Below are 26,862 nucleotides of genomic sequence, written 5' to 3' on the forward strand. Positions count from 1 at the left end.
TCAAGATCAAGATCAAGATCAAGATCAACAGCAAAGCAAAAGCAAAAGCAAAAGCGTGTGTGGTACATAAATAAAGCCATTCGCCACCCCACGGTTGACCACCCGCCAACCACTGCGTAGCCTTGCCATTCCGAGGTTCTCCGGCGCCAGCCGGAGCTAAGACGGGAACGCGGTACAAGCCGCGGCTGCCCCCGCAACTGTAAGCATCCAAAGGACCGACATAGCCACTGCGTGTACGCGGGAAGGCGTCGTCCCACCGGTCTCAGGCCGGTACGGTGCAAGCCAGGAGACCTGCCTCGCAACGTTTTCGACTTTCAACCGGGCGGGGTGATCCGGTGGCGAACGAGCCCGGCCAGCAACGCCCGCGGCTATCGTCCCGCATGCCCGCGCCACTGCTGCCAAAGGCATCGCGACATGAAAACACTGGCCAAACTCCCCGTCACCATCGTCACCGGCTTCCTCGGCTCCGGCAAAACCACCTTGCTCCGCCACATGCTCGACAACGCCCAAGGCCGCCGCATCGCGGTGATCGTCAATGAGTTCGGCGAGCTGGGCATCGACGGCGAAATCCTCAAGCAATGCAGCATCGGCTGCACCGAAGAAGAAGCCAGCGGCCGCGTCTATGAACTGGCCAACGGCTGCCTGTGCTGCACCGTACAGGAAGAATTCTTCCCAGTGGTGCGCGAGCTCGTCGCCCGCCGCGGCGACCTCGACCACATCCTCATCGAAACCAGCGGCCTGGCCCTGCCCAAACCACTGGTACAAGCCTTCCAGTGGCCGGAAATCCGCAACGCCTGCACCGTCGATGCGGTTATCACCGTGGTCGACAGCCCCGCAGTCGCCGCCGGCACCTTCGCCGCCTACCCCGACCAAGTCGACGCGCAACGCAAACTCGACCCGAACCTCGACCACGAATCGCCCCTCCACGAACTGTTCGCCGATCAATTGGCCAGCGCAGACCTGGTAGTGCTCAACAAGGCCGACCTGATCGACGCCGCAAGCCTTGCCAAAGTTCGCGCCGAGGTAGCCGAGGAACTGCCGCCGGCGGTCAAGGTGATCGAGGCCAGCAGCGGCCGCCTGCCACTGGAGGTGCTGTTGGGCCTGGGCGCCGAGTCCGAGGCGCATATCGATGGCCGTCGTACCCACCACGACTCGCACCACGAAGAGGGCGATGACCACGACGACCACGATCACGACGCCTTCGACTCCATCTCCATCGACCTGCCCGAAGCCGACGAAAGCCTGCTGCTCGATGCCCTGACCCAACTGGTCACCGAGTTCGGCATCCTGCGCGCCAAGGGCTTCGCCGCTATCCCCGGCAAGCCCATGCGCCTGCTGGTCCAAGGTGTCGGTACTCGCTTCGACAAGCACTTCGACCGCGCCTGGCGCAGCGACGAGCCGCGCATCACCCGCCTGGTGCTGATCGGCCAGGACCTCGATGCCGTGCAACTGGAAGCGCGCCTGCGCCTGGCCCTGGGCGCCTGACCCATGCACCTGCTGCGGACCCAGCCCGGCGGTTTCGTGCCGGACGACAGCATCGCCGACCTCGGCCAGACTCCCGCCGAACTGGTGATCCTCTGCAGCGGCGATTCGCACCTGGCACTGCTCGCCGAAACCGCCGAGCAACTGCCGGAAGACTTCCCCAGCCTGCGCCTGGCCAACCCCATGCAGGTGCAGAACCATGCCTCGGTCGACCTCTACGTCGACCAGGTGCTGCGCCATGCCAAGGTGATCCTGGTGTCGCTGCATGGCGGCGTCGGTTACTGGCGCTATGGTGTCGAGCAACTGGTCGAACTCGCCGCGCGCGGGATGCAGTTGATCCTGGTGCCAGGGGATGACCGCCCCGATCCCGAGTTGACCGACCTGGGCACGGTACGTGGCGAGCAGGCCGAGCGGCTCTGGCATTTCCTGCGCCAGGGCGGCAAGGCCAACGCGCTGAACCTGTTCCATTGCCTGGCCAGCCAGTACCTGGGGCGCGCCTATGCCTGGGAGGAACCGCAGGCGCTACCGCGCACCACGGTCTACCACCCGGACAAGCCCACTGCCGGGCCAGAGGCCTGGTTCGCCCAGTGGAAGGCAGGCCAGCCCGTCGCGCCGCTGCTGTTCTACCGCTCGCACCTGCAAGCGGCCAACACCGCGTTCATCGACGTGTTCTGCCAGCGCCTCCAGGCAGCGGGTCTCAACCCGTTGCCGATCGCCGTGGCCAGCCTCAAGGAGGCCGGCTGCCTGGCCCAGGTCGATGCCTGGCTCGACCAGGTGGGTGCCGAGGTGGTCATCAACACGACAGGTTTCGCCCTGTCCAGCCCCGAGCAGCCCAACCTGCGGCCTTTGCGCCGCGATGTCCCGGTGTTGCAAGCGATTTGCGCCCAGGACAACCAGCCCGGCTGGGAGGCCAGCGAGCAAGGACTGGGGGCCCGCGACCTGGCCATGCACATCGCTTTGCCGGAACTGGACGGGCGCATCATCACCCGGCCGGTGAGCTTCAAGGACCTGGCCTGGCGCAGCGAACGCAGCCAGTCGGACGTGGTCTGCTACCGCGCCCACCCCGAACGCATGGATTTCGTCGCCGAACTGGCCCGTCGCTGGGTCGATCTGGCGCGCCTGCCCAATGCGCAGAAGCGCGTGGCCCTGGTGCTGGCCAACTACCCGACCCGCGACGGACGTATCGGCAACGGCGTCGGCCTGGATACCCCGGCGGCGGCCTTGAATATCCTGCAAGCCCTGCAAGCGCAGGGTTATCCGGTGGCCGGCCTGCCGGAAAGCGGCACCGCGCTGATCCAGCAACTGCTCGGCGGAGTGACCAACGACCTCGACCACCTCGACCAACGTCCCTGTGCGCAAAGCCTGAGCCTGGATGACTACCACAGCGCCTTCGCGCAATTGCCCCAGGCCAACCAACGCGCGGTGCTCGAGCGCTGGGGGGCGCCGGAGCAAGACCCGATGTTCCGCGACGGGCGCATGATGGTCGCCGGCCTGCGCTACGGCCTGACCTTCGTCGGCATCCAGCCGGCGCGGGGCTACCAGGTCGACCCCAGCGCGGTCTACCACGACCCGGACCTGGTGCCGCCGCATGCCTACCTGGCGTTCCACTTCTGGCTGCGCAACGGCTTCGCCGCCGATGCGCTCATCCATGTCGGCAAGCACGGCAACCTGGAGTGGCTGCCAGGCAAGGGCGTGGGATTGTCCCGCGAATGCTGGCCGGATGCTTTGCTCGGACCCCTGCCGAACATCTACCCGTTCATCGTCAATGACCCGGGCGAGGGCGCCCAGGCCAAGCGTCGTACCCAGGCGGTCATCATCGATCACCTGATGCCACCCCTGACCCGCGCCGAAACCTACGGTCCGCTGCGCCACCTGGAGCAACTGGCCGACGAATACTACGAGGCGCAGTTGCTCGACCCGCGCCGTGCACGGGAGTTGCAGCGCGATATCCTCGAACTGGTCAAAGCCAACCACATCGACCGCGAGTTGCAGTTGGAAGGGCAGCTGGACGACGCAACGGTGTGGTTGCCGCGGCTGGATACCTACTTGTGCGATCTGAAGGAGTCGCAGATTCGCGACGGCCTGCATGTGTTCGGTCAGTCGCCGACCGGGCGACTGCGCATCGATACGCTGCTGGCCTTGCTGCGGGTCGAGCGCGGCGATGGCCGGGGCGGCAATGCCAGCCTGGTGCGGGCATTGGCCAAGGCCCTGGCGCTGGGCTTCGATCCGCTGGACTGCGACCTGGGGCAGCCCTGGAACGGCCCACGGCCAGCGCTGTTGCTCGGGCTCGACACGGCCCCTTGGCGCACCTGCGGCGATGCCCGCGAGCGCCTTGAGCAATTGGCCCTGGCATTGATCGAACAGGCACTCGATGCCCGTCTGCAATTGCCCGAACAAGCTGCCTGGCAGCCGGTGCGGACGGTGCTGGAGGCGCTGGTACAGCAGGTGGCGCCCCACCTGGATGGTTGCGGCGCGGCGGAAATCGACGGCCTGCTGGCTGCCCTGGCCGGGCGCTTCGTGCCTGCCGGCCCCAGTGGCGCACCCAGCCGCGGCCGCCTGGACGTGCTGCCCACTGGGCGCAACTTCTATACCGTGGACGTGCGCAACCTGCCAACCGCCACCGCATGGCGCCTGGGGTTCGCTTCGGCCAACCTGGTTCTCGAACGTCACTTGCAGGACCACGGCGACCATCTGCGCCAGCTCGGCTTGTCGGTATGGGGTACTGCCACCATGCGCACGGGCGGCGACGATATTGCCCAGGCCATGGCGCTGATGGGCGTGCGCCCGGTGTGGGCCACCGGCAGCCAGCGGGTGGATGATTTCGAAATCCTTCCCTTGAGTTTGCTCGATCGGCCCAGGGTGGATGTGACCCTGCGGGTTTCCGGCTTCTTCCGTGACGCCTTCGGCAACCTGATCCGCCTGTTCGATGCCGCCGTACAGGCCGTAGCAGCACTGGACGAGCCAGCAGACCTCAATCCGCTGGCAGCTCGGGTGCGTGCCGAGCGCGCTACCTTGCTGGCCCAGGGTGTCGAGGCCGAGCAGGCCTCGCGCCGGGCCGGCTGGCGAGTGTTCGGCGCCAAGCCAGGCGCCTATGGTGCGGGGGTGCAGAACGCCATCGATGGGCGCCTGTGGCAGGACCGCGGCGACCTCGCCGAGGTGTACCTGAACCATGGCGGCTATGCCTATGGCGCTGCGGACGAAGGTACCCCGGCACGTGCCCAGTTCGCCCAGCGCCTGGCCCAGGTGCAGGCAGTACTGCAGAATCAGGACAACCACGAGCACGACCTGCTCGATTCCAACGACTACTACCAGTTCCAGGGTGGCATGCTGGCAGCGGTGGAAACCCTGGCGGGCAATGCGGTGGCCAGCTACCACGGTGATCATAGCCAGGCCGATCGTCCGCGCATCCGCACCCTTAAGGAAGTACTCAACCGGGTGATCCGCGCCCGCGCGCTGAACCCCAAGTGGATCGACGGGGTAAAGCGCCACGGCTATAAAGGTGCCTTCGAGCTGGCAGCCACGGTAGACAACCTGTTCGCCTTCGACGCCACCACCCAGCTGATCGACGACCACCATTACCAGGCCCTGACCGATGCCTATGTGCTCGATGCGGCCACCCGCGACTTCATGCGCCAACACAATCCTCAGGCACTGCACGACCTCACCGAACGCTTGCTGGAAGCCCAGCAGCGCGGTTTGTGGCAGGCGCCGCCGGACGAATACCGTGAGGCCCTCGAGCAGCAGTTGCTCGAGGGCGAGGAAGATACCTGAGATGAATGAACCCTTGCAGTTCCCCTTGGCCGCCGTGGTCGGTGCCGACGACCTCAAGCTGGCGCTGTGCCTGACCGCCATCGACCCGAAGATCGGCGGCGTGCTGATCGAAGGGCCGCGCGGCATGGCCAAGAGCACCCTGGCGCGGGGCCTGGCCGACCTGCTGGGGGCGGGGCCGTTCGTGACCCTGCCGTTGGGCGCGACCGAGGAGCGCGTGGTCGGCACCCTCGACCTCGATGCCGCCCTGGGACAGGGCCAGGCCCGTTTTTCCCCGGGGGTCCTGGCCCAGGCCGATGGTGGCGTGCTGTACGTGGACGAGGTCAACCTGCTACCCGATCCGCTGGTGGATCTGTTGCTCGACGTCGCCGCCAGTGGCACCAACCGTGTTGAGCGTGACGGCATTTCCCACCGTCATGACGCCCGCTTCGTACTGATCGGCACGATGAACCCGGAGGAGGGCGAGTTGCGTCCGCAGTTGCTCGACCGGTTCGGCCTGAACGTCGCCCTGGAAGGCTTGCCGGCGCCCGAGGCGCGGCAGCAGATCATCCGTCGGCGGTTGGCGTTCGACAGCGACCCGCAGACGTTCTGCGCCGAATGGGCCGACGCCCAGGCACAGCTGCGTGAGCGCTGCCAGGCGGCGCGCCAGCGCCTGGCAGGTATCGCGCTGGATGACCAGGCCCTGGCCTGGATCACCGAGCGCTGTTTCGCTGCCGGTGTCGATGGCCTGCGCGCTGACCTGGTGTGGCTGCGCGCCGCGCGCGCCCATGCCGCCTGGCGCGCTGGCGCTGCGATTGACGAGACGGATGTGCAGGCGGTGGCCGATTTTGCCTTGCGCCATCGTCGGCGTGAGCCTTCAGCGCCCCCTGCCACGGCTACGCCACCGGCAGGGGCCGAGCAGCGCAGCAAAGCGCAAGGTGGGCAGGGAGACTGGGGCGCGTTACCCGCGCAGCCGGTGGCGGCCGCGGCCCGGCGTGAGGTGCCCCACTGGATAAAAAAGCCCTGAGCATCCGCCATCGCATTGCAGTTGCGGCGGATGCCAGGCCTGGTGGCGGTCAGCAGACAGGTTCCCGCGGGCGTGCGCGAGCGGGCAAAGGTGAGCGCATTGCCTGGCTACCAACCCTGCTCAAGGGCCGACCACGCCAACCCCAGGACCTGTGCTGGCAGCAGCGTCAGGGGCAGGCCACGCAGCTATGGCTGGTGATCGTCGATGCTTCGGCCTCGACCCGTCGGCACCAGTCCCTGGCCCAGGCCAAGGGCGTATTGGCGGAGCTGTTCGACCAGGCCTACCGCCAGCGTGCGCGCCTGGCGTTGCTGACCGCCAGCGGCGCCAGCCCTCAGTGGCAACGCCATGGCCTGAAGGCTTCGGCGGCCTTGCAACCTTGGTTGCAGGCGCTGGGAGCCGGAGGCGGTACGCCGCTGTTCGCTGCCTTGCAGCAAGCGCGGCAATGGCTGTCGACACGCCGCCAGCGCTACCCGCACGAGGCGCAACGCTGCCTGGTGTTCACCGATGGTCGCTTGCAACGCTGGGAGCCCCAGCCGCCAATGCCTTGCCCTTGTGTGCTGGTGGATATCGAAACCGCGCCCGTACGCCTGGGGCGCGCACGGCAACTGGCCGAACAACTGCAGGCGCAGTACCAGCATGTCGATCAGTTCAAAGTGATTGATTGAATCAAAAATATGGCGCACTAACAGTAAGTTGGCGCTGCAGAAGTTGCCAAAGCGGCAGGGGATAGTTGCACAAGTGCGTGACAAGACACGCACTTGTGCAGGCGACTAGTTAGCGAGGCATGGTCCAGGGTTGCAGGTTGTAACCTTTCTCGAAAAGTTCGGCGCGTACTTCTTCGATCAGGCTGGCCCATTGCGCGGGGTCGGAATAGACCTGGGAAGATACCTGCTTGCTGCCGATACGGGTGTTGGTCCGGTCGATGACTGCCAGGCTCAGCTCACCTGTACCATTGGGCGCATCCCAGGCGACGCACTGGAAGGGTTCGAAGGCGTGGTCGGCAATCAGCAGTGCTTCGTTGACACGGAGCGAGGCATTCATGGTTCGGTCTCTCTTGTGGTCCCAAACAACGGAATTCTGTGTCCGCGCGGCGTAAAGAAACATGACGTGCAGCGCGGGGTTATTCGTACTGATGCTCCGAGTTGAAGGTGAAGTCACACGGCAGTTGAAATTTTTTTTCAAGGGCGACGGAAGTTGCTCTTGGTGTGCCGCCTGTGACGCTATTAATTGACAAAAATTCCCCGAAGGAAGCTGCGGGCTGGGTTGGGCAGACAAACGGTAGTGGGCGTTGACAGGTTCGTTGCTACTGTTAATTCGGGCGCCGCAACTTACTGTTTCTAATTAAAAAACTGAAAATTGGCGCCAAGGATAGGTCATGCTCGAGCCCGCATCTCATCGCCGACTGCTGATCGTCGACCCCTGTGACGACTGCCACCGTCTACTGCCGGGCCTGAACGGCGCTGGCTGGGACGTGCGCAGCTGTACGCTGGGGGCTGCCCTGGAACATCCTTGCGATGTTGGCTTGCTGCGCTTGCAGGCCTCGCACCTACGCCACCCCGATGCAGTGAAAGATCTGATAAAGCGCAGCAATACCGAATGGATCGCCGTGCTCAGCGCCGAAGAGTTGCGTATGCAGAACGTCGGCGATTTCGTGTGTGAGTGGTTCTTCGATTTCCATACCTTGCCGTTCGACGTCTCGCGGGTACAAGTGACCCTTGGCCGCGCCTTTGGCATGGCGCGCTTGCGTGGCAAAGGGGTAGTGCGCGTTGACGAGCCTGAGCACGAACTGCTGGGCGAAAGCCGGCCTATACGCGAGCTGCGCAAGCTGTTGGGCAAGCTTGCGCCTACCGAGTCACCGGTGCTGATTCGCGGTGAAAGCGGTACGGGTAAAGAGCTGGTAGCGCGTACCCTGCACCGCCAATCCCAGCGCCACGATAAGCCATTCATTGCCATCAACTGTGGCGCCATACCCGAACACTTGATCCAGTCCGAATTGTTTGGTCATGAGAAGGGCGCGTTCACAGGTGCTCACCAGCGCAAGGTGGGGCGTATCGAAGCGGCAAATGGCGGGACATTGTTTCTCGATGAAATTGGTGACCTGCCGCTGGAGTTGCAGGCCAACCTGCTGCGTTTCCTGCAGGAAAAACATATCGAGCGGGTCGGTGGCAGCCAGCCGATACCGGTGGATGTGCGGGTGTTGGCGGCGACCCACGTCGACCTTGAGCAGGCCATCGAGCGTGGGCGCTTCCGTGAAGACCTTTACTACCGGCTCAATGTCTTGCAGGTGGTCACCGCGCCGCTGCGCGACCGGCATGGCGACCTTTCGATGCTGGCCAACCATTTCTCGCATTTCTACAGCCTGGAAACCGGTCGGCGGCCGCGTTCGTTCAGCGACAGTGCATTGGCAGCGATGGGCCGGCACGAATGGCCGGGTAACGTCCGTGAGCTGGCCAACCGTGTACGCCGTGGCCTGGTGCTGGCAGAGGGACGGCAGATCGAGGCGCAGGACTTGGGCCTACAGGAGCTGGAGCAGGGGGAGGAGCCCCTGGGTACCCTGGAAGACTACAAGCACCGTGCCGAGCGCCAGGCGCTGTGCGATGTGCTCAACCGCCACAGCGACAACATGAGCATTGCCGCCAAGGTACTGGGGGTATCGCGCCCGACGTTCTACCGGCTTTTACACAAACACCAGATCCGTTAGCTCGACTGCGCCACGTGCTCGTCCTGGGGCAACTCCTCGATGGCTTCTTCCTCGCCCGGCAGGGCGGTGACCACGCTGAAGTCGCTGACTTCCACTTCCCCTGTCCCATAGCCCAGAAGATGGAACGAGAACGCCTTGCGCGCGCTGGGGTTGTCGAAGTCGAACTCCAGCACCATGGGCTCGTTGGCCGTTACCTTGATTTCCTCCGGCAACCCCAGGGGCACGTCCTGCTCGTACTCCTTGGCCTTGAGCTGGATGTGCGCCTGGTTGGCCTCGCCGAGGGCGCGTACGGTCACCCGCACACGGGTACGTGAGCCTTCGGGCATTTCCAGGTATTGGGCGCCGATCAGGTTGTCGGCCCAGTCATCGCGGATGGCCTCGTTCAGGGCGATCGGCGCCGGGCCACCGAACTGGTAGCGCAGGTTCAAGGGAGTTTGCAGCAATGACTGGTCCAGCACGGCGGCCAGTGCGCTGATCTGGTTGGCAACGGCCCCGTCGCTGCGCCCGAGGAAGCGCGCCTGGTCAGCGATGAAGCCGCTGCTGGCGTAGCGTCGGCAGCGTTGCTGGAAGTCACATTCGCTCAAGGTACCCAGGCCATCGTGGTAGCGCAGCAGGCCATTGGTGAAGGAAATCATCTCGCGGCCGCTGTCGTAGTTGCGGTACAGCGAACGGCCGGCCAGGGCGGCGGGAATCGGCAGGGCGAAGTAGTCCAGCAGCGAGGTTGCCAGGTCGACATGGCCATAGGTGCCGGGGTTCAGGCGCGGAAGCTGCGTCTGCTCCGGCGCAAGGGTAAGGTTGAACCCCCAGGAAGAGGCCAGGCGTACACCCTCGATGCCGTGGGATTCGTCGGAGGTGATGACTACAAGAGTGTCCTCGAGCACGCCCTCGCGCTCCAGGGCGTCGAGAAAGGCGCCGATGGCGTTGTCCAGGTAGGCTACCGCCGCCTGCTTGGCGGTGTCGTAGCGTTGCAGGTAGTCGTCCGGGGCAGAATAGGGCTGGTGCGTGCCTACCGTCAGCAGGGTAAGCATCCAGGGTTGCGGTTGCTTGCGCAGCTCGCCCACATAATCCAGTGCACCTTCGAAGAAGGCGCGGTCGTCCTTGCCCCAGGGAAACTCCAGGTAGTTGTCGTTGCGGAACCACTCCAGGCCGTGGGTCGCCTCAAAGCCGATATGCGGCATGATGCGGTCCTTGGCCATGAAGCGCAGCCCGGCGCCCTGCAGGTAATGAGTGGTGAAGCCGGCCTGGCGCAACTGGGCCGGCAGGCAGGCCTGGTTGCGGTCGTTCTGGGTCAACAGCTCGACGCCCTTGGGGGTGCCGTTGGCGAGTTTGTCGTAGTCGCCGCACAGCATGGCGTACAGGCCGCGGATGGTCTGGTGAGTATGCAGTACGTAGTCGGGGGTGTTCATGCCGCGCTCGGCCCAGCGGCTGAGGTTGGGCATGAGGTCTTGGTCGAAGCGGCTGTGCAGGGCCTGGCGATTGGCGCGCAGATAGGCGCCGGGGATGCCTTCGAGGGTGATGACCAGCAGGTTGCGGGCGCTGCCCGGGCCTTCGAGCAGGCGCTGGCCGTTGAGGTCGGCCTGGGTGAGCCCGGCGCTGGGTAGCGGCTCGCTGGGTACTTCCCGGCCAAGCCAGCGATCCGCCTGGCGTTGCAGGTTGCCGACGCCAGCGGACAGCAGTTGATGGGGCAGGTTGTACTGGCGCCACTGGTCGGCGTCCGAAGGGTTGAGGCGCTCGCTTGCCCAGTGTGCCGCGAACACGATCAGCGGCAGGGCCAAGGTTGCTCGAGGCAGGGCCGCGAGCGGTTGCCTGCGGCCCGAGCCACGGGCGAACAGGCAGGCCAGCAGGCCGATACCCAGGGCCCAGGGCAGCCAGGGGTGGGCCAAGGCGCCGCCGGTGGAGTTTTCCATGAACTGTGGGTCGAACAGGTAGGCGAGGTCGGCGCTGGTCGGGAGGCGGCCCACCGCGCTGACCAGCTCGGCCGAGGCTACCAGCAGGCCACCCCAGGCCAGTAGCACGGGCAGCGCCAGCCACCAGGGGCTGCGCAGCAACAGCAAGAACAACAGGCTGCCGATGGCCAGGTCCGAGAGGTAACCCAAGGGGTCCGACCAACCCAGCAGCGCCCGCACGCCGAGGGGAATCACCAGCACCAGGGCTGCCAGGGTGACGAGCCGGGCGTGGGGATGGCCTAGCATGTTCTTCACGAAAACGTCCTTCTTGCCATGAAACAGTCACAAAAATGTGCCGCATCATAACAGGCCCATGGCTGTGCAGCCGGTGGCGACAAGGATGGTTACGAAAACCTGGGGCGTGTTTCCGAGGGCCTTTTCGCTGGCTTTACAGGAGAGGGGCTTGCCCGGCAAGCAAACACCTCGGGGCTCGCGGCGGTCAGTCGCTCCGACAAGCCCGCTCCGGAAGCGACCGACCAGGCCCTGGAGCCCCTGCCAGGAGGGGCCACGGGCGTTAGAAGTAGTACGGGAATTTCAGGCTGAAGGTGAAGTCCGGCGCATCGTCGGTCAGGCCGATCGACAGGTTCGGCACGATGGTCAGGTTGTCGCTGGCGGCCAGGGTCATGCCGACGTTGAAGTAGGCGGCGTTGGCGTCGCTGCTCTTGACGTCGGACCACGAGTCGCCGGTTTCCGCGGACTTGATCCGCGAGCGCCGGGCGATCAGCTCCGAGACCGAGAACGACATCGACATCTTCTCGTTGAGGGCGAAGGCGATGCCCGCGCCGATCTGGAAGCTGTCGCCGATCTTCACCTTGCCCGGCACCTTCTGGTTGAGGGTCGAGCTGACATCGCTGAACGACTCCTCGAAGGTGTGGGTATACGACAGGCTGCCGAACAGGACCGCCGGATCGTAGGTCTTGACCAGCGAGATGCCTGGGGTGATCGACCACACGCCGTTGCCGGTTGGCAGGTCTTCCGGGTAGCTCAGGCTGTCGTTTTCGGTGTCGCGTAGCAGCTTGATGCCGAACGGATCCTTGCCAGTGGGGGCCTTGACCCGCACGCTGAATACGGCATCCGGGGTGTTCTCGGATTCGTCGAGGAACTTGTAGGCCACGCCGAAGTTGACATCGCCCAGGGTTGGGTCGCGGGTGACGGTACGCTCCGATACCCCCTGGGCGTTACCGCCGACGCCGCCGGACTGGTAGGTGGACTCGCGGTACACCACCGGTACGTTGATATCGAACTGCCAACGGTTGTCCAGGTTGTAGCGGGCGGTCAGGTCCAGGGTCCAGTTATCGGCCTTGATGCGGTCGAGGTTGATGTTGCCCAGGAAGATCGAGTCCAGCGCCAGGAAACCGTTGAGGATCAGCTGGCGGGTGTCGTAGCGGGCATAGGTGATGCCGGTTTCGACGCTGAACTTGCCCCCGCCGAAGAAACCGCTGGCCTCGTCGTAGAGGTTGGAAACGCTCTGCGCCGGTTCCGAATCGTCCCTGAGCGACTCGCCGTAGGAAGCGCCCGCACCGCCGGATGCGGCAATGGCCTGGTTGTTGCGCGGCTGCGAAGCCGGCGAGCGGGTCAGGCGTTTGGGTGGCGGGGCGGCAGGTTGTTCCTCAACCTGTCGCACGCGCTGCTCGAGCACCATCAGTGCCTGTTGCTGGCTTTCGTAGCGCTGCTTGAGCGCGGCCAGCTCGGCCTTCAAGGCCTCCACTTGCGGGTCGGCGGCTGCATACAGCAGCGACGATGGCACCAGGCTCCCCAGGCAGATGACTGCCCCCAACGACAACGATCGATGCATAAGTCAGCCGTCCCTTCCAACTGCGTTATTTGAGACGAAGCGTAGATCAATATCCTGAAACACGTAGGCCCTTGAGCTGGTCGAGACTGCAGTTCAAAGCCCCCATTGACGGCAGGTTGTCACGCAGTACCACGTTGAGCTGGGTCATGTTGTTGACGGCATTGCTGCCGCCGAGCAGGGTAGTGGCCTGCATAAGGCCACCATTGGCCAGGCGCTGCATGCTCGAGCCTTGGTTGTTGCTGGCCTGGATGCCCATCTGGATACCGTTGCCGGTGTTCGAAATGCTGACCGTACCTGCACCGTTGGTGTTGACCAGCGTCGTACCGACCGGCAGGGCCTGGCCCACTGGGGCGTCGACAGCGGGTGCCTGGTTGGCCTCGCGCACGTTGATCGAAACGTTGTTATAGGCGCTGTTGTAGTCGCCTGCCGCGCGCACCGACTGGGTCACCCCGCTGGTGTTGGCAAGGCCGGCACCTCCGCTGACCACGCCCGTGCCTGGTGCAGCCGCTCCGGCATTGCCACCGTTGCCATCTGCGCCGTTCATGGACACATAGAACTGGGGCTTGTAGATGTTCTGCTGGACTTGCAAGGTGCTGGTCGCGCCGATGCGGTCACCGGCGGCGTTCTGCCAGGTACTGCTCATGACCACGCCAAAGCTGATGATGCGACCTGGCATCACGTAGCGGCCGCGCAACTGGGCCAGTTCCTGGTCCTTTATCTCGATGGGCTTGAATACCTGTGCCTGGACAGGAAGGCTGGCGGCCATGCAGGCGGCAACCAGCCAGGTGGTAGTCTTCATCGCTGCTCCCCGGAGCGTCCTGCCCCTTGTAGTGATCAGAAGAAATCGCTCTGGATGAAACCGAATTCCATCAACTGCGCGTCGTCCACCGGGTAGAAACCGTCGACGCGGTTCTTGGCGGTCAGTGGCGCCGGTGGGTCGAGCAGGGCGTTGGCCTTGTCGTAGCCGGGGCCGATGACGGCGAAGATGATGCCGTTCCAGCCTTTGAGGAAGTCGTCGAAGGTGTAGCGTTTGTGGCCCAGCACAGGGTCGCCGATGTACACCCAACCCTTGTGGATGCGTTGCAGCACCACGAAGTGCTTGTAGCCACGGATATCCATCAGCACCACCACCGGAATGCTCACCTTTTCCAGGGTATCCGGCTCGACCCGGTAGCCCCGGGCGCGCATGCCGATGCTTTCTACGTAGCGCTTCATGTCGAGCATCGAGAAGCCCTGCACCTTCACGGTGTCCTGGTCGGAATGAGCGAGCATGCCCTCGATGACCTGGTTCTCGTCCACATCCAGCCAATAGGCTTGCTTGAGGACGGTCGCCAGGGCGGCGGCGCCGCAACTGAAATCGGTCTTCTGTTGCACCAGGTCGGCGAAGCGTCGTTCGCGCAGGCTCTGCACCGGTTTGTACACGAGGTTGCCGCCAGGCATCGCCGCAATCGGCATCTGCGCGGCTTCGATGACACCGGCGAGGAACATCAGTGCGGCAAGCAGGACAATACGCATGGCCTAGTCCACCTGGTAGAGACAGGAAAGGGGCCCCGAAGGGCCCCGATCGACTGCTGTTACATGCAGGCTTTGCAACCCGCGGCGATGGACAGCGAGTTGGTCTGCTGGTTGCCACTGCCGGCCGACACGTTGGCGCCGACGTTGCCCGACACGCCGTTCAGCGAGTTGGTCATGTTGGCGGTGTTGGTCACAGGGTTGCGCCAGCCGGTGGGGGTCAGCACTTGGTAGGACGCGACGCCAGCCAGGCCGAAGGTGCCCTCTTCGTGGAACTTCAGAGGATCCTTGTCGGTGCGGCCGCGGTCGTGGCCACCACCATGGCTGCTCTCGTCTTCCACATAGCCCCAGCCGTTGCCTTGGTAGTGGCCAGCTGCGACGAAGGTGGAGGTGAGGGTTTCCTTGCTGTAGGTACGGTCGGCCTTGTTATTGACCGACAGGCCAGTCACAGCCTGGTTGGCAGCGCCAGTGGCGGCGGCTACGCGGCCACCGGAAACGGCGATCGCCAGGTTGTTTTTCTGTTGGTTGAAGTCGCCAGCGGTCACGTTGATGCCGATGTTGCCGGAGCTGTTGTTGGCAGAGCCGGTGAGGTTGGCATTGTTGGACGTGGAGAGGTTCTTGACGGTGTTGCCGACGTTGCTTTGGGTGGCCTGGGCCATGGCCACGGCACTGCCGAAGATGAAGCTTTCATCGGCGGTGGCGATGGCAGCGACGTTGTCCTGCTGGTTGCCGTCGCCGGCCGCGATGTTGGCGCCGAGGTTGCCCTGCGAGCCGTTGGCCGAGTTGTCCATCTTGGCATCGTTGCGGGTGCCTTGGTTGAGCACACGGTTGCCGGAGTTGGCCTGGGTGTCCAGAACGGTGGCGGCGGAGCCTGCGGTCACCATCAGTTGGACCAGCAGGTTCTCGTAGTTGTTGTTGTGGCCATTACCATGGCCTCCGCGGCGATCGTCGTCACGTCCGCCAGCTTGTGCAGCAACTGCCATGACCGCAGCGAGGGCGAATACCAGAGGCTTGAGTGCCATTTTAGGTTTCATGGTGTTTCTCCGCTTATATTTTCGTTGTTAAGTGTTGTGTGTTGCCGTTGGGGTCAGTCTGCGACCCGGACGCTCAGGGTGTTGGCCATTCGGTTGCCCACCCCGGCGCTCTGATTCAACTGGATCACGCCACGGCTGCCGGTGAAGGCCTGGTCACTGGTAGTGACCTGGCGACTGCCGGGTGTGCGATCAGTTGCTTCGGAGCCATTGGCCAGCGCGACGTTCTGCTGGCTGAGAATGCTGTCGTCGATGTTCTGCGCGATTGCGCTGATGCTGATGCGCACCGCATTGGCCTGCTGCGTGGCAGCACCGGCCGATTGGTTGATGCCGAGCATGCCGTTGCCGTTGCTGAAGGCATTGCCGGTGATGCTGGCGCTGGCGTCCCGGGCTGGGTCGGCCTGGAAGTCGCTGCGCTGGCGAACCTGGGTATTGGCATGGGCCTCGGTGCCGATGGCGATGGCCCGCACGTTGGCTTGCTGCTGGGCGTCGCCAGCGGTGTGGTTGATGTTCAGGTTGCCCTGGTAGGCGCGGCCACTGGTGTCGAGGGTGGCGTTGTCGACGACGGGCGAGGCTGCGAAGGCGCTGCTGGTGCAGCCCAGGGCCAGGCACAGCAAAGAGGTTTTCAGGGTGCGCATGTCATTGCCCCCGGGTCAGGATTTGCAGCGGTGCCATGCCGCGCTGCACGTTCTGGTTGACGGTGTTGGAAATGCTCGCGCCGCTGGCCGAACCTGTGCTGGCGCCACCGCGCATGCCGGGCAGTTGTGCGGTGGCAGTGCTCATGCCGCGCAGGGTGCCGGAGCCGTCGGTCTGGATGATGCGGTTGACCACCGCACCGCTGGCGACGTTGGCGAAGTCGCCGTCGCTCAGTTCGTTGGTCTGGGCCTGGATGCGCGTCGACTCGTTGGTATTGGCGCTGATCGGGTAGGGGTCTGGGGTCCCGGTACGGCGGTCGGCATGGCGCGGTTGTACGTCGCGGGTCACGATGACGACGCCATTGCCCTCGGCCAGGACCGGGACGGGCAGGGTCGCGACCCCAAGGCAACCCAGTATGAGCAGTGCAGGCAGTGTATTGTGCTGATTCCCCACGACGATGCTCCCTTCTCTAGACGCTGGCCCTTGAGCGTTGCGAGTACTAGAGCGAAAGCTGTGCCGCTTTTTTTTTCCGCTGGGTTATCAAAGGCTTGGGCTTCTGGACTGGGCGTGACGGTGAGGTGTTGTATCAGCGCTGATACAACTGGGCCTACCGGGTGCGCAGAGGGCGCGTAGAACGGGGCTTTGCCAGCGCTTGGAGGCTGTGTATCAACGCTGAGACAGTTCCCCGATTGTGCGCAAGAGGCCCCAGCAATGGGGGTTTGCGCCGACGAAGTTGTATCGCCGGTTTAACAGTCGAGGGTGGCGGCGGGGCCCAGCAGCCTTGCCACTGCCGCCAGCGCTGCATCCCGGCGCTGCGACCAGTCGCCCGCAATCACTTGCAGCGGCTGCCCATGTCGATGCAACCAGTCATGGCTGTCATCGAAGAACGCCTGGCGCTCCTGCAGGTTGGGTTGGCAGCGCTGGCCGTCACCGACCCAATCCACACCCTGGGGGCTGAGCAGCAAGTGCAGGTCGTAGTGACGAGCGAGCAGCGCCCGTTCCAGCCACGCTGGGCAATCGTTGAACAGTACGCGGCTCCACAGGATGTTGCTGAGCAGGTGGGTATCGAGGATCAGCAGGGCGGGCGCCTGTTCGCGGGCCTGGTCTTCCCAGGCCAGCTGGCCACGGGCGATCGCCGGAATATCGGCGTAGCAGGTGTCGCGTTGCGCCTGGTCGATGAAGTGGCGCACGTACTCACCCACGGTGAGGCCGCCGAAGCGCGTCTGGATCTCACCGCTGAGCCAGCTTTTGCCGCTGGATTCCGGGCCGCACAGCACCACCACCTTCATGTGGCCGCCAGTGCCGGGTCACGCCGCCATTCGATCCAGCCGCGCACGGCGAGCAGGGTGAACAGTGCATACAGGGCGGCGGTGAGGTAAAGGCCCTTGTACAGGAACAGGCCGACGAAAATCACATCCACCACCACCCAAAGTGCCCAGCATTGCAGGCGCTTTTGCGCCATCCATACCTGTGCGACCAGGCTGAAGCCGGTCAAGGCCGCATCCAGCCAGGGTTGCGCAGCGTCCGTCCAGTGCGCCATGGCGGCGCCGAGCAGCAGGCTCGCCACAAGCCCCACAGCCAGCCCTGCCAGCAGGGGGGTGGTCGCCAGGCGCGACACCTGGCGTGCGTCCTGCACCCGCCCCGGGCGGGTCCACTGCCACCAGCCATACAGTTGCAACACGGCATAGACCAGCTGCAAGAGCATGTCCGAATACAGCTTTACCTCGTAGAAGATCCAACTGTAGAGCACCACCATCACCAGGCCGATCGGCCAGCACCAGGGGTTCTGCCGGACCGTCAGCCACACGGCGATGACGCCGAGCGCGGCGGCGAAGAGTTCGAGGCCGGGCATCGGCGATCCTTGGAGAGGGGAAAGGGCGCGATTGTAGCGTGTAGGGCAGGGAAGGTGAATCGCCCACAGGTGTGCAATGCACCTGTGGGCGAGTGCGGGCAGGTCAGACGCGGAATTGGCGCAGCAACTGCTCCAGCTCCTGGCTCAGGCGCGCCAGGGTCGTGCCGGCATCGCTGGACTGGCGCGCGGATTCTGCGGTCTGCTGGGACAACCCGGCCGTGTCGAGCACGGTCCGGTTGATGTCCTCGACCACGTGCGATTGTTGCAAGGTGGCACTGGCTATCGAGGTGTTGAGCGCCGCCAGGTTGTGCAGCGCCTGGTTGATGGCGTCCAGGCTGGTGCCGGCTTCGCGGGCCTGCTCGACTGTCTGGCGCGAGGCTTCGCTGCTGTTGCCGATGGCCTTGACCGCAGCCTCCGACTGTCCTTGCAGGTGCTCGATCATTGTCTGGATTTCCGCCGTGGATTGCGCCGTGCGCTGGGCGAGCAACCGCACCTCGTCAGCGACCACGGCAAAGCCGCGGCCTTGTTCGCCGGCCCTGGCTGCCTCGATGGCAGCGTTGAGCGCCAACAGGTTGGTCTGCTCGGCAATCGAGCGAATCACCTCCAGCACGCCGCCGATCTTGGTGCTGTGCCCGGCGAGGTCGCGAATGACCTGTTCGGCCTGCTCGATGGTCGCCGAGAGGCGGTCGATCTGCCGCAGGCTGCCGTGGATCGCGTCCTGCCCATGCTGCACCTGCTGTTGGGCGCTGCGCATTTCGTCGGCTGCCTGCTCGGCATTCTTGGCCACGTCCTGCACCGCGTAGGTGACCTCGTTGACGGCCGTGGCCACCTGGTCCATCTGCAACGACTGCTGGGCGCTGTGCTGCTGCGCGGCGCCGGCGTTGTCGCCGACGTGTCCGGCGGACTGGGCCAACGCATGGGCAGTGCCCTGCAACTGGCCGACAACGGCTTGCAGCTTGCCATTGAAGCGGTTGAAGTACTCGCCCAGGTGGGTGATCTCGTCGCGGCCCTGGGTGTCCAGGCGGCGGGTCAGGTCGCTTTCGCCGCTGGCGATATTGCCCATCGCCTGCACCGCCTCCTGCAATGGACGGGCGATGCTGCGCGCGATCAACCACACCAGCAGGGCCATGAGCGCCGCGATCGCCAGGCCTACCAGCGAAGCGTCGCGGACCTGGCGACCGAACTCGGCCTGTACGTCATCGACGTACACGCCCGAGCCGATGATCCAGCCCCAGGGTTTGAACAGCTCAATATACGAGGTCTTGCGCACCGGCTCTTCGGCCCCGGGCTTTGGCCAGCGGTAGTCGACCGGCCCCGCGCCCTGGCTTCGCGCCAGAGCTACCATTTCATTGAATACGGCGAAACCATCAGGGTCGCGGATGCCGGACAGGTCCTGGCCATTGAGCTTGGCATTGACTGGGTGCATGACCATCTTCGGCCCCAGGTCGTTGATCCAGAAGTAGTCATCCTTGGCGTAGCGCAGGCCGCGTACCACTTGCAGGGCCTGTTGCTGGGCAGCCTCGCGGGTGAGAGTGCCGGCCGCCTCCAGCCCCTGGTAGTAGGCCAGCACGCCGACGGCGGTCTGTACCACGTGGCGGGTTTTTTCCGCCTTGGCCTGGTAGAGGTCGCCATGGATCTGGCGCAGCATCATTATTCCGAGCACCGCCAGCATGGCGATGGCCACCAGCAAGATCAGCGACAGGCGTCGGCTGATCGACATCGACCGTAGGCTCTTCATCAAAATGGTTACTCCACATTGTTCTTGTTATTAGAGGGCATCCAATCATGGCGAGTGATATCGCCCCACTCGACCATTGGCTAAGTGCCAGATCCCATCCAGGGTGTCTACAGCGCAAGCCTTTTGCGCAGAGCCTCTGTTAGCATCTCGGCCGCGTAAGATGAAACCTTTAGCCTTGTCGTAATTTTCCGCTGGCCTTGCAGTCACAGGTCGCTGTAAAACGGCGTGCCGCTTGCGGCACGCACATGAATCAGAGAGCACGAGAACGCTGCTGGAGCAGCGTACCATTTGGGGGAGTTGATGGATTTTTGGAGTGCCTTTCAGGCAATCATCCTGGGTATCGTTGAAGGCTTGACGGAGTTCTTGCCGATTTCCAGCACCGGTCACCAGATCATTGTCGCCGACCTGATCGATTTCGGCGGTGAACGCGCCATGGCGTTCAACATCATCATCCAGCTGGGGGCGATCCTGGCGGTGGTGTGGGAGTTTCGCCGCAAGATCATCGAGGTCGTGGTAGGGCTGCCCAGCCAAAGCAATGCCCAGCGCTTCACTGTCAATCTGCTGGTGGCCTTCCTGCCGGCGGTGGTCCTGGGGGTGATGTTCGCCGACCTGATCCACGCGTACCTGTTCAACCCGATCACCGTGGCCGTAGCGTTGGTGGTGGGGGGGCTCATCATGCTGTGGGCCGAGCGGCGCGAGCACCGTATCGAGGTCGAGCATGTCGACCAGATGCACTGGAGCCACGCCCTTAAGGTCGGTTTCGTGCAGTGCCTGGCGATGATTCCCGGCACCTCGCGCTCCGGCTCGACCATTATCGGCGGCCTGCTGTTCGGGCTGTCGCGCAAGGCGGCCACTGAGTTTTCCTTCTTCCTGGCCATGCCTACCATGGTCGGCGCTGCCGTGTATTCGGGCTACAAATACCGTGAGCTGTTCCAACCTGCGGACCTGCCGGTGTTCGCCATCGGCTTCGTGGTGTCGTTCATCTTCGCGATGATCGCCGTGCGTGGCCTGCTGAAATTCATCGCCAACCACAGCTACGCGGTGTTCGCCTGGTACCGCATCGCCTTTGGCCTGTTGATCCTGGCGACCTGGCAGTTCGGCTGGGTCGACTGGGCCACTGCGCAAGGCTGATATGGCCCGCGCAAGAGGCGAGGCCCGACGTGACGCTGCCACGTCGGGCGGGGTGCGCCACCTGCGGTTGAAATTGCTGGCGCTGGTTGTTCTGTGCCTGCTGCCGGGGTTGGGCGCAGCTCAGTTGGCTTGGAGCGGGCAGTCGTGGCTGGTGCTGGCGTTGTACCCGCTGGCCAGCCTGGTGTGCCTGTTGTTGTATTGGCAGGACAAGCACCAGGCGCGCAGCCAGGCCTGGCGCACACCTGAGAAAGTGCTGCACGCCTGCGAGCTGCTGGGCGGTTGGCCGGGGGCATTGCTGGCCCAGCAACTGCTGCGGCACAAGACGCGCAAGGTGTCTTATCAGGTGGTGTTCTGGGGCATTGTCCTGCTGCACCAGGCGTACTGGGCCAACCAGCTGTTCTTCGACGGGCGCTGGTCGCTGTTCTAGGCTGGCAGCCCGGCCAGGCGCAACCCTTCTGCCAGGCGCTCCCGGTCTTGGGCTCGGTGCAAGGGCAGCCATTGCGTAAGGTTGGACAAGCGCAACGACGGGTCCTGGGCGTGCAAGCGTTGCAAGGCCTGGCTGGCGTCCTCGAGACGACCACTGAGGGCGTGGCTGGCAGCGCCCAGCGCGAGCGCCGGTAACAGTGTCGGCAGGTTGCCCAAGGCTTTTTCCGTCCAGCCTACCGCGCAGTCGTAGCGTCCGGCGAAGAAGTGCGCCAGTGCCATGCCCACGTGCATCCTGAACATCTCCGGGTCCAGCGGGCTCAGGCGGCTGGCATGTTCCAGGTCGCGAATCGCCTGCTCGGTCTCACCGTGCAGTGCACGCAAGATACCGCCCAGGTACCAGGCCGGGGCCAGGTTGGGGTTGAGCAGGCGGGCGCGGTCGAGCAGGGCGATGCCGCCGTCCAGGTCGCCGGCCAGGTGGGCCAAGGCGTGTCCGCCACGGGTCAGGGCCATGGCATCGTCGCGGCCCAGCTCCACGGCCAGGCGCGCCAGCCGGATGCCCTCGGCGATTTCCTCGCTGCGCGCGAGCATCCAGCCATTGATCTTGCGCCAGAAGTAGCACCAGGCCGCCATGCCGTAGGCCGAGGCGAACTCCGGGTCGAGCGCCAGCGCCTGGCCGAACATCGCCAATGCCTGGTCGATGGCGGCACGCGTGCCGGTATGCAGGTGGGCGGTGCCGCGCAGGTAGTAGTCATAGGCGCACAGGCTCTCGGTGGGCTTGCGCTTTGCCCGTTCTATCTCCGCGCGTTCCAGTTGCGGGGCGATGGCCCACACCACGCTGGTTGCGATCTGGTCCTGTAATTCGAAGATATCGTCCAGCGTTCCTTCGAAGCGTTCCCCCCACAGGTGGGTACCGGTGCTCGCGTCAATCAGCTGGCCAGTGATGCGTATGCGGTTGCCAGCCTTGCGCACGCTGCCTTCCAGTACATAGCGCACGCCCAGTTCACGGCTGACCTGCTGCACATCGACCCGCTGGCCCTTGAAGGTGAAACTTGAATTGCGCGCGATCACGAACAACCAGCGCAGGCGCGACAAGGCACCGATGATGTCCTCGACCATGCCGTCGGCGAAATAGTCCTGCTCGGGGTCGCCGCTGAGGTTGAGGAAAGGCAGCACGGTGATCGAAGGCTTGTCCGGAAGTGCCAGGGGCGGGGGCGGCAAAGGCTCGTTGGCGGGTAGCTTGGGTGCTGGCGCGGGTACCTCGCGCAGCTGGCCGACGAAACGATAACCCTTGCGCGCGACGGTGCGCAGCAAGCGTTGTTCTTCACCGGTGTCGCCGATGGCCTTGCGCACGGCATTGATATGGCTGGTGATGGTCGACTCGGACACCACCTTGCCGTTCCACACCGCTGCCAGCAGTTCATCGCGGCTGAGCACGCGGTCGCGGTGGCAGACCAGCTGCAACAGCAGGTCGAACACCTGCGGGCCGATGGTCACCGGCTGCCCGTGCAAGGTCAGTTCGCGGCGTTGCTGGTCGAGCACGTAATCATCAAACACGAATTGCACGTCTTTCTCCTTCGCGCGCCCTAGGCTTCGTGTCCGAGGCGGTCGACCCTTGGCTATCGCAAATCATACGGCAGGCGTCGGGCCTGTGCATCAGGCGCGCTTGGACATCGCTTCAAGCATTAATCAAGGTAAATCCAAGCCCTTCGCAAGGACTCCCAGGCCCGCCTGGCGCATCGTAGTCCCATAGCGACGGCAATGGTTGCGGTCGAGATACGGAGAGTGTCCATGAACATCGTTGTCATCGGAGGCACTGGCCTCATCGGAACGAAACTTGTCAGCCTGCTGCGCGATAAGGGCCACCAGGTAGTCGCGGCCTCGCCGAGCACGGGCGTGAACACCCTTACCCGCGAAGGGTTGGCCGAAGCAATGGATGGCACCGAGGCCGTCATCGATGTGAGCAATGCGCCGTCCTGGGAAGAACAGGCGGTGATGGACTTCTTCCAGGCCTCCACCCGCAACCTGCTGGCCGCCGAGGCCGCTGCGGGAGTGCGCCACCATGTGGCGCTGTCGATCGTCGGGAGCGAGCGCCTGCCAGACAACGGCTACTTCCGCGCCAAGGTCGCCCAGGAGGCGCTGATCGAGGCGTCGGGCATCCCGTACTCGATCGTGCGCGCCACGCAGTTCTTCGAATTCGTCGGTGGTATCGCCCAGGCCTCCATCGTCGGTGATGCCGTGCGGGTGTCGCCTGCGTTGTTCCAGCCGGTGGCGGCCGATGATGTGGTCGCAGCGTTGGCCGATGTGGCTCTGGGCGCTGCGGCGAACGCCAGGCTCGAAGTTGCCGGGCCCGACAAGGCGCCGCTGGATGAAATGGTCCGCAGCTACCTGCGCGCCACAGGCGACCAGGTCAACGTGGTCGCTGACGTGCATGCGCGCTACTTCGGCTCCGAGCTCGACGACCAGTCCCTGACCGCTGGTGCGTCGGCGCGCCTGGGCAATATCCACTTCGCCGACTGGCTCGCGCACAACGCGTGAGCGCCCAACTGCCTGAAAAGGAGCATCGACATGTTCAAGCGAATCCTCGTGGCCGCCGCGTTCAGCGTGCTGGCAAGCGCCCCGGCCCTGGCCGAGGAATACAACGGCACCAAGATCACCGTGGTGTTCGACAAGCCGTTGCCGAATGTCCCTGGCAAGAGCATGCGCGGCGTGATCGTCGACTACCCCCCAGGAGGTGCGACACCGTCGCATCGCCACCCGAGCTCGGCGTTCATCTACGCCACGGTGCTGGAAGGCGAAATTCGCAGCAGCGTCAACGGCGAGCCAGAGCGCACCTACAAGCTGGGCGAGAACTGGTACGAGGCACCCGGTGCGTTCCATGGTGTCAGCGCCAACGCCAGCAAGACCAAGCCCGCCAAGCTGATGGCCGTATTCGTGCTCGACAGCACAGAGTCGAAACTGGTCACGCCAAGCGCCAAGTAGGCGCACGCCCCGCAGGTCGCTGTCGGCCTGTGGGGCTTTCACAGGACATGCAGACATGAATGTGCACGACGACGAGAAGCCCAAGACGTCCAGCGGACGCAAGAAAAAGCTGGGCCTGGTACTGTGCTTCGCCGCCGTGCTGACCCTTGGCGCGGGATGGGCCCTGTTCGGAGCCCATGACCGCGCATTCACCGACAACGCCTATGTACGTGGCGACGTCACTTCCCTGGCCCCCAAGGTTGCTGGCTACGTCATGGCGGTGGAGGTGGATGACAACCAGGCCGTGCGCAGCGGCGACGTACTGTTTCGCATCGATGACCGCGACTACCGCGCGCACCTGGCACAAGCCGACGCCAACTTGCAGGCCGCCGAGGCGCAACTTGGCGACGTCGAGGCTCAGACCCAACTGCAACACGCGCAGATTCGCCAGGCCCAGGCCCAGCGACAATCGGCCGTGGCAGACCGCAACCTGGCCGACAAGACCCACGCGCGTAATCGCAAGCTGATCCAGTTCAACGCCGTCAGCCAGGCGCTGGTCGACCAGACTGCTGCGGCGCAGACCGGTGCGCAAGCCTCGGTTTCTGCCGCCAGCGCCACCCTCGACGCCCAGCAGCAACGCTTGCTGGTACTGCAGGCCCAGCGCGAGGCCGCGCTGGCCGCCATCGCCCAGGCCAAGGCGGCGCGCGAGCTGGCGCTGATCGACTTGGAGCATACGGTGGTACGTGCCCCGGTGTCGGGGGTGGTAGGTAACCGTCAGGTCCGGGTTGGCCGCTTCGTCACCCCAGGCGCTGCGTTGCTCGATGTGGTGCCGGTCGACGATGTCTGGGTGGTGGCCAACTTCAAGGAAACGCAACTGGCGCATATCCGTCCAGGCCAGCACGTCCGCATCACCCTGGACGGCTACCCGAACGATGCCCTGGAGGGTGTGGTCGACAGCTTCGCCCCTGGGAGTGGCGCAGCGTTCAGCCTGCTGCCGCCGGACAATGCCACCGGCAACTTCGTGCGTGTGGTGCAGCGCGTGCCGGTGAAGATCCGCCTGGCCGCCAACCCCTTGCCGGGCCGCATCGTGCCGGGGTTGTCAGCGCGGGTAGCGATCGAGGTCGGAGGCGGATCGTGAACGGCCAGCGGCTTTCGGGGACGTCTGGCTCCGGGCTGCTGCTGTTGGCTGGCGTACTGCTGGCAGCGTTGACCGAAGCGCTTGCCGGCACGGCGTTGGCCCTGGCGCGCAACGACATGCTTGGCGACACCGCCGCCACCCCTGATGAATTCGCCTGGCTGGATATCGGTTACCTGGCCTGCAAGATGTTCGGCTTTCTCCTTGCGTCGTGGTGGCTGGGGCGTTTCTCGGCGCGGGCAGTGGTGATCGGTGCGACCCTGACGATGGGCACTGCCTGCGCCCTTGCGGCAATCACGTACCAATTGGAGTGGCTTGTGGCCCTGCGCGTGATGCAAGGCCTTGCCGGGGGCGTGTTGCTGGTGGCCGGGCAGGCCTTGCTTTTCCTGGCCTGTCGGCACGAGCAGCAGCCGGTCCTGCAGGCGTTGTTCGCCATGGGTGCGGTGGTGGCGCCGGCCTCGCTGGCGCCTGCCGTGCAAGGTTGGTTGATCGACCTGCAGTCGTGGGTGTGGATCTTCTTCGCCGTGCTGCCCTTGGGGCTGGCAGCAGCAGGTGTTTTGCTGATGGCCGAATTGCCGCGTATCGAGCGACCCAGGGCGCGACGTTTCGATGCCTTGGGGGTACTGCTCGCCGCCGTGGCTCTGGCCTGCCTGACCTACGTGCTGAGCCAGGGCAGCCGTTGGGACTGGTTCGAGCAACCCCATCTCGGCTGGGCTTGCGTGGTGGGTATCGCGGCCTTGCTGGCCTTGCTCGGGCAACAGTTGTTGGCCCGCGATGGCCAAGGCTTGCTGGACTTCGACCTGTTCCGTTGCAGCGACTTCACCTTCGCTTTCATTGTCAGTTTCGTGGCAGGCGCGGCCCTGTTCGGCAGTGCATTTCTGATTCCCGCGTTCGCGCTCTCGGCACTCGCCTTTACCCCCACAGAGACAGGCCTGTTACTGCTACCCAGCGGAGCGCTGTTCGTGGCAGCCCTGCTGCTGGCCGCCTACCTGTTCCAGGCCCGTCGCGTAGCGCCTTTCGCCACGGTGCCGCTCGGCATCCTGTCGATCATGCTCGCGATGTGGATGCTCTCGGGCTCCACCCGTGAAAGCGGCGCCGACGACATGATGGCGGCCGTGCTGTTGCGTGGCGGCGGCTTGGGCTTTTTGTTCCTGTCGATCACCTTGATCGCTTTCGGTGGGCTGGACCGCGACCGCCTGGCCAGTGGCATCGGGTTGTTCAACACCGCTCGCCAATTGGGCGGGCTGTTGGGGGTGGCGGGGTTGCAGACGTTGATCGACCATCATCAAGTGCTCAACGTCCAGGTCATCGGCGCGCATATCACGCCGGGCACGGTCGCCCTGGGCGAGCGGCTTGCCACAACCGCCGCGATGTTGCGTTTGGAAGGGCTCGAAGCCAGTGCGGCGGCGCGAGTGGCAACCAGCCTGCTGGGCCGGGCGGTAAGCGAGCAGGGGGCGGTGATCGCGTTCGATGCCGCGTTCAATGCCGTGGCGCTGCTGTTCGTGGTGGCTGCGCCGTTGTTGGTGTGTATCAAGGTGGTGTTGGCGAAGCGGGCGCGGTGAGGGGTACACCGTCTTGAGGCCCGTCAGTGCCGTTGATGTTGCAGATGGCACTGTTTTCGGGAACTGAACCCTGTGGTGCTTCTTTGCGCCGACGTGCGGCCGTCCGAGGCTTTCGCTTTGGTCGCTCGCCAGGGTGGACGGTCCAGATATAGGCATTCTCCCGCAGCCGTTCCTGGATGTGTG

At 64.6% G+C, this 26,862-nt stretch carries 22 protein-coding genes, 2 pseudogenes and 1 riboswitch; of the genes and pseudogenes, 11 read left to right on the top strand and 13 right to left on the bottom strand.

What is annotated here, in order from left to right; all coding sequences use genetic code 11:
- Positions 1-116 precede the first annotated feature (116 nt).
- Positions 117-314, top strand: a riboswitch (cobalamin riboswitch).
- 100 nt (positions 315-414) lie between these two features.
- From cobW to RAC97_RS23565, 4 genes are all read left to right on the top strand, one after another.
- Positions 415-1,485 (top strand): cobalamin biosynthesis protein CobW, encoded by a 1,071-nt coding sequence (gene cobW / locus RAC97_RS23550; protein WP_375102053.1) that lies wholly within the window; start codon positions 415-417, stop codon positions 1,483-1,485.
- Between the two features lie 3 nt (positions 1,486-1,488).
- Positions 1,489-5,253 (top strand): cobaltochelatase subunit CobN, encoded by a 3,765-nt coding sequence (cobN, locus tag RAC97_RS23555; RefSeq protein WP_375102054.1) that lies wholly within the window; start codon positions 1,489-1,491, stop codon positions 5,251-5,253.
- A gap of 1 nt (position 5,254) precedes the next feature.
- Entirely contained in the window at positions 5,255-6,256 is a 1,002-nt protein-coding gene (locus tag RAC97_RS23560; protein WP_375102055.1) for an ATP-binding protein, read from the top strand.
- Positions 6,257-6,354: 98 nt separating this feature from the next.
- A complete protein-coding gene (locus tag RAC97_RS23565; protein ID WP_375102073.1) occupies positions 6,355-6,921 on the top strand; it encodes a VWA domain-containing protein in 567 nt (188 codons plus the stop codon).
- A 109-nt stretch (positions 6,922-7,030) separates the two neighbouring features.
- Here the strand turns inward: RAC97_RS23565 and RAC97_RS23570 are convergent, their stop codons facing one another.
- Positions 7,031-7,297 (bottom strand): hypothetical protein, encoded by a 267-nt coding sequence (locus RAC97_RS23570; protein WP_375102056.1) that lies wholly within the window; start codon positions 7,295-7,297, stop codon positions 7,031-7,033.
- A gap of 334 nt (positions 7,298-7,631) precedes the next feature.
- Here RAC97_RS23570 and RAC97_RS23575 point away from each other — a divergent pair, with 334 nt between their 5' ends.
- Positions 7,632-8,957 (top strand): sigma 54-interacting transcriptional regulator, encoded by a 1,326-nt coding sequence (locus tag RAC97_RS23575; protein WP_375102057.1) that lies wholly within the window; start codon positions 7,632-7,634, stop codon positions 8,955-8,957.
- Here the strand turns inward: RAC97_RS23575 and RAC97_RS23580 are convergent.
- From RAC97_RS23580 to RAC97_RS23630, 11 genes and pseudogenes are all read right to left on the bottom strand, one after another.
- Positions 8,954-11,158, bottom strand: a complete 2,205-nt coding sequence (locus RAC97_RS23580; RefSeq protein ID WP_375102058.1) for an LTA synthase family protein — start codon at positions 11,156-11,158, stop codon at positions 8,954-8,956. The two genes, RAC97_RS23575 and RAC97_RS23580, sit on opposite strands and share 4 nt — an antisense overlap.
- Positions 11,159-11,417: 259 nt before the next feature.
- A complete protein-coding gene (locus RAC97_RS23585) occupies positions 11,418-12,698 on the bottom strand; it encodes a hypothetical protein (protein ID WP_375102059.1) in 1,281 nt (426 codons plus the stop codon).
- A gap of 46 nt (positions 12,699-12,744) precedes the next feature.
- The gene (locus RAC97_RS23590; RefSeq protein ID WP_375102060.1) at positions 12,745-13,497 is read right to left on the bottom strand and encodes a hypothetical protein; all 753 of its coding nucleotides are present in this window, start codon (positions 13,495-13,497) and stop codon (positions 12,745-12,747) included.
- 35 nt (positions 13,498-13,532) lie between these two features.
- A complete protein-coding gene (locus RAC97_RS23595; RefSeq protein ID WP_375102061.1) occupies positions 13,533-14,213 on the bottom strand; it encodes a C39 family peptidase in 681 nt (226 codons plus the stop codon).
- 59 nt (positions 14,214-14,272) lie between these two features.
- The gene (locus tag RAC97_RS23600; protein ID WP_375102062.1) at positions 14,273-15,244 is read right to left on the bottom strand and encodes a heme utilization protein; all 972 of its coding nucleotides are present in this window, start codon (positions 15,242-15,244) and stop codon (positions 14,273-14,275) included.
- 53 nt (positions 15,245-15,297) lie between these two features.
- A complete protein-coding gene (locus RAC97_RS23605; RefSeq protein WP_375102074.1) occupies positions 15,298-15,870 on the bottom strand; it encodes an adhesin in 573 nt (190 codons plus the stop codon).
- Between the two features lie 10 nt (positions 15,871-15,880).
- A complete protein-coding gene (locus RAC97_RS23610) occupies positions 15,881-16,330 on the bottom strand; it encodes a hypothetical protein (RefSeq protein WP_375102063.1) in 450 nt (149 codons plus the stop codon).
- Positions 16,331-16,623: 293 nt separating this feature from the next.
- The gene (locus RAC97_RS23615) at positions 16,624-17,166 is read right to left on the bottom strand and encodes an AAA family ATPase (protein WP_375102064.1); all 543 of its coding nucleotides are present in this window, start codon (positions 17,164-17,166) and stop codon (positions 16,624-16,626) included.
- On the bottom strand, positions 17,163-17,729 hold the full coding sequence (gene pnuC, locus RAC97_RS23620) for a nicotinamide riboside transporter PnuC (RefSeq protein WP_375102065.1): 567 nt from the start codon (positions 17,727-17,729) through the stop codon (positions 17,163-17,165). Before pnuC ends, RAC97_RS23615 begins: the two co-directional genes overlap by 4 nt.
- Before the next feature lie 103 nt (positions 17,730-17,832).
- Positions 17,833-18,327, bottom strand: a pseudogene (locus RAC97_RS23625) (methyl-accepting chemotaxis protein); the annotation flags it as partial.
- A 378-nt stretch (positions 18,328-18,705) separates the two neighbouring features.
- A pseudogene (locus tag RAC97_RS23630) lies at positions 18,706-19,467 on the bottom strand (cache domain-containing protein); the annotation flags it as partial.
- A 300-nt stretch (positions 19,468-19,767) separates the two neighbouring features.
- On the opposite strand from RAC97_RS23630, the gene RAC97_RS23635 reads away from it, so the two are divergent.
- Together RAC97_RS23635 and RAC97_RS23640 are read left to right on the top strand one after the other, a co-directional pair.
- A complete protein-coding gene (locus RAC97_RS23635; RefSeq protein WP_375102066.1) occupies positions 19,768-20,598 on the top strand; it encodes an undecaprenyl-diphosphate phosphatase in 831 nt (276 codons plus the stop codon).
- Position 20,599: 1 nt separating this feature from the next.
- The gene (locus RAC97_RS23640) at positions 20,600-21,025 is read left to right on the top strand and encodes a DUF1294 domain-containing protein (protein ID WP_375102067.1); all 426 of its coding nucleotides are present in this window, start codon (positions 20,600-20,602) and stop codon (positions 21,023-21,025) included.
- Here the strand turns inward: RAC97_RS23640 and RAC97_RS23645 are convergent.
- On the bottom strand, positions 21,022-22,587 hold the full coding sequence (locus tag RAC97_RS23645; RefSeq protein WP_375102068.1) for a winged helix-turn-helix domain-containing tetratricopeptide repeat protein: 1,566 nt from the start codon (positions 22,585-22,587) through the stop codon (positions 21,022-21,024). The two genes, RAC97_RS23640 and RAC97_RS23645, sit on opposite strands and share 4 nt — an antisense overlap.
- A gap of 225 nt (positions 22,588-22,812) precedes the next feature.
- On the opposite strand from RAC97_RS23645, the gene RAC97_RS23650 reads away from it, so the two are divergent.
- The 4 genes from RAC97_RS23650 to RAC97_RS23665 are packed head-to-tail and all read left to right on the top strand — an operon-like array spanning position 22,813 to position 26,679.
- On the top strand, positions 22,813-23,559 hold the full coding sequence (locus tag RAC97_RS23650; protein ID WP_375102069.1) for an SDR family oxidoreductase: 747 nt from the start codon (positions 22,813-22,815) through the stop codon (positions 23,557-23,559).
- A gap of 30 nt (positions 23,560-23,589) precedes the next feature.
- Entirely contained in the window at positions 23,590-24,003 is a 414-nt protein-coding gene (locus RAC97_RS23655; protein ID WP_375102070.1) for a cupin domain-containing protein, read from the top strand.
- Between the two features lie 55 nt (positions 24,004-24,058).
- Positions 24,059-25,120 carry an HlyD family secretion protein gene (locus tag RAC97_RS23660; protein WP_375102071.1) on the top strand — a complete coding sequence of 354 codons (1,062 nt, stop codon included), beginning with the start codon at positions 24,059-24,061 and terminating at the stop codon, positions 25,118-25,120.
- A complete protein-coding gene (locus tag RAC97_RS23665) occupies positions 25,117-26,679 on the top strand; it encodes a DHA2 family efflux MFS transporter permease subunit (RefSeq protein ID WP_375102072.1) in 1,563 nt (520 codons plus the stop codon). Before RAC97_RS23660 ends, RAC97_RS23665 begins: the two co-directional genes overlap by 4 nt.
- The last annotated feature ends 183 nt before the right edge of the window (positions 26,680-26,862 follow it).

It is taken from the genome of Pseudomonas sp. LS_2, from assembly GCF_042709235.1.
In the GTDB taxonomy this organism is placed as follows: domain Bacteria; phylum Pseudomonadota; class Gammaproteobacteria; order Pseudomonadales; family Pseudomonadaceae; genus Aquipseudomonas.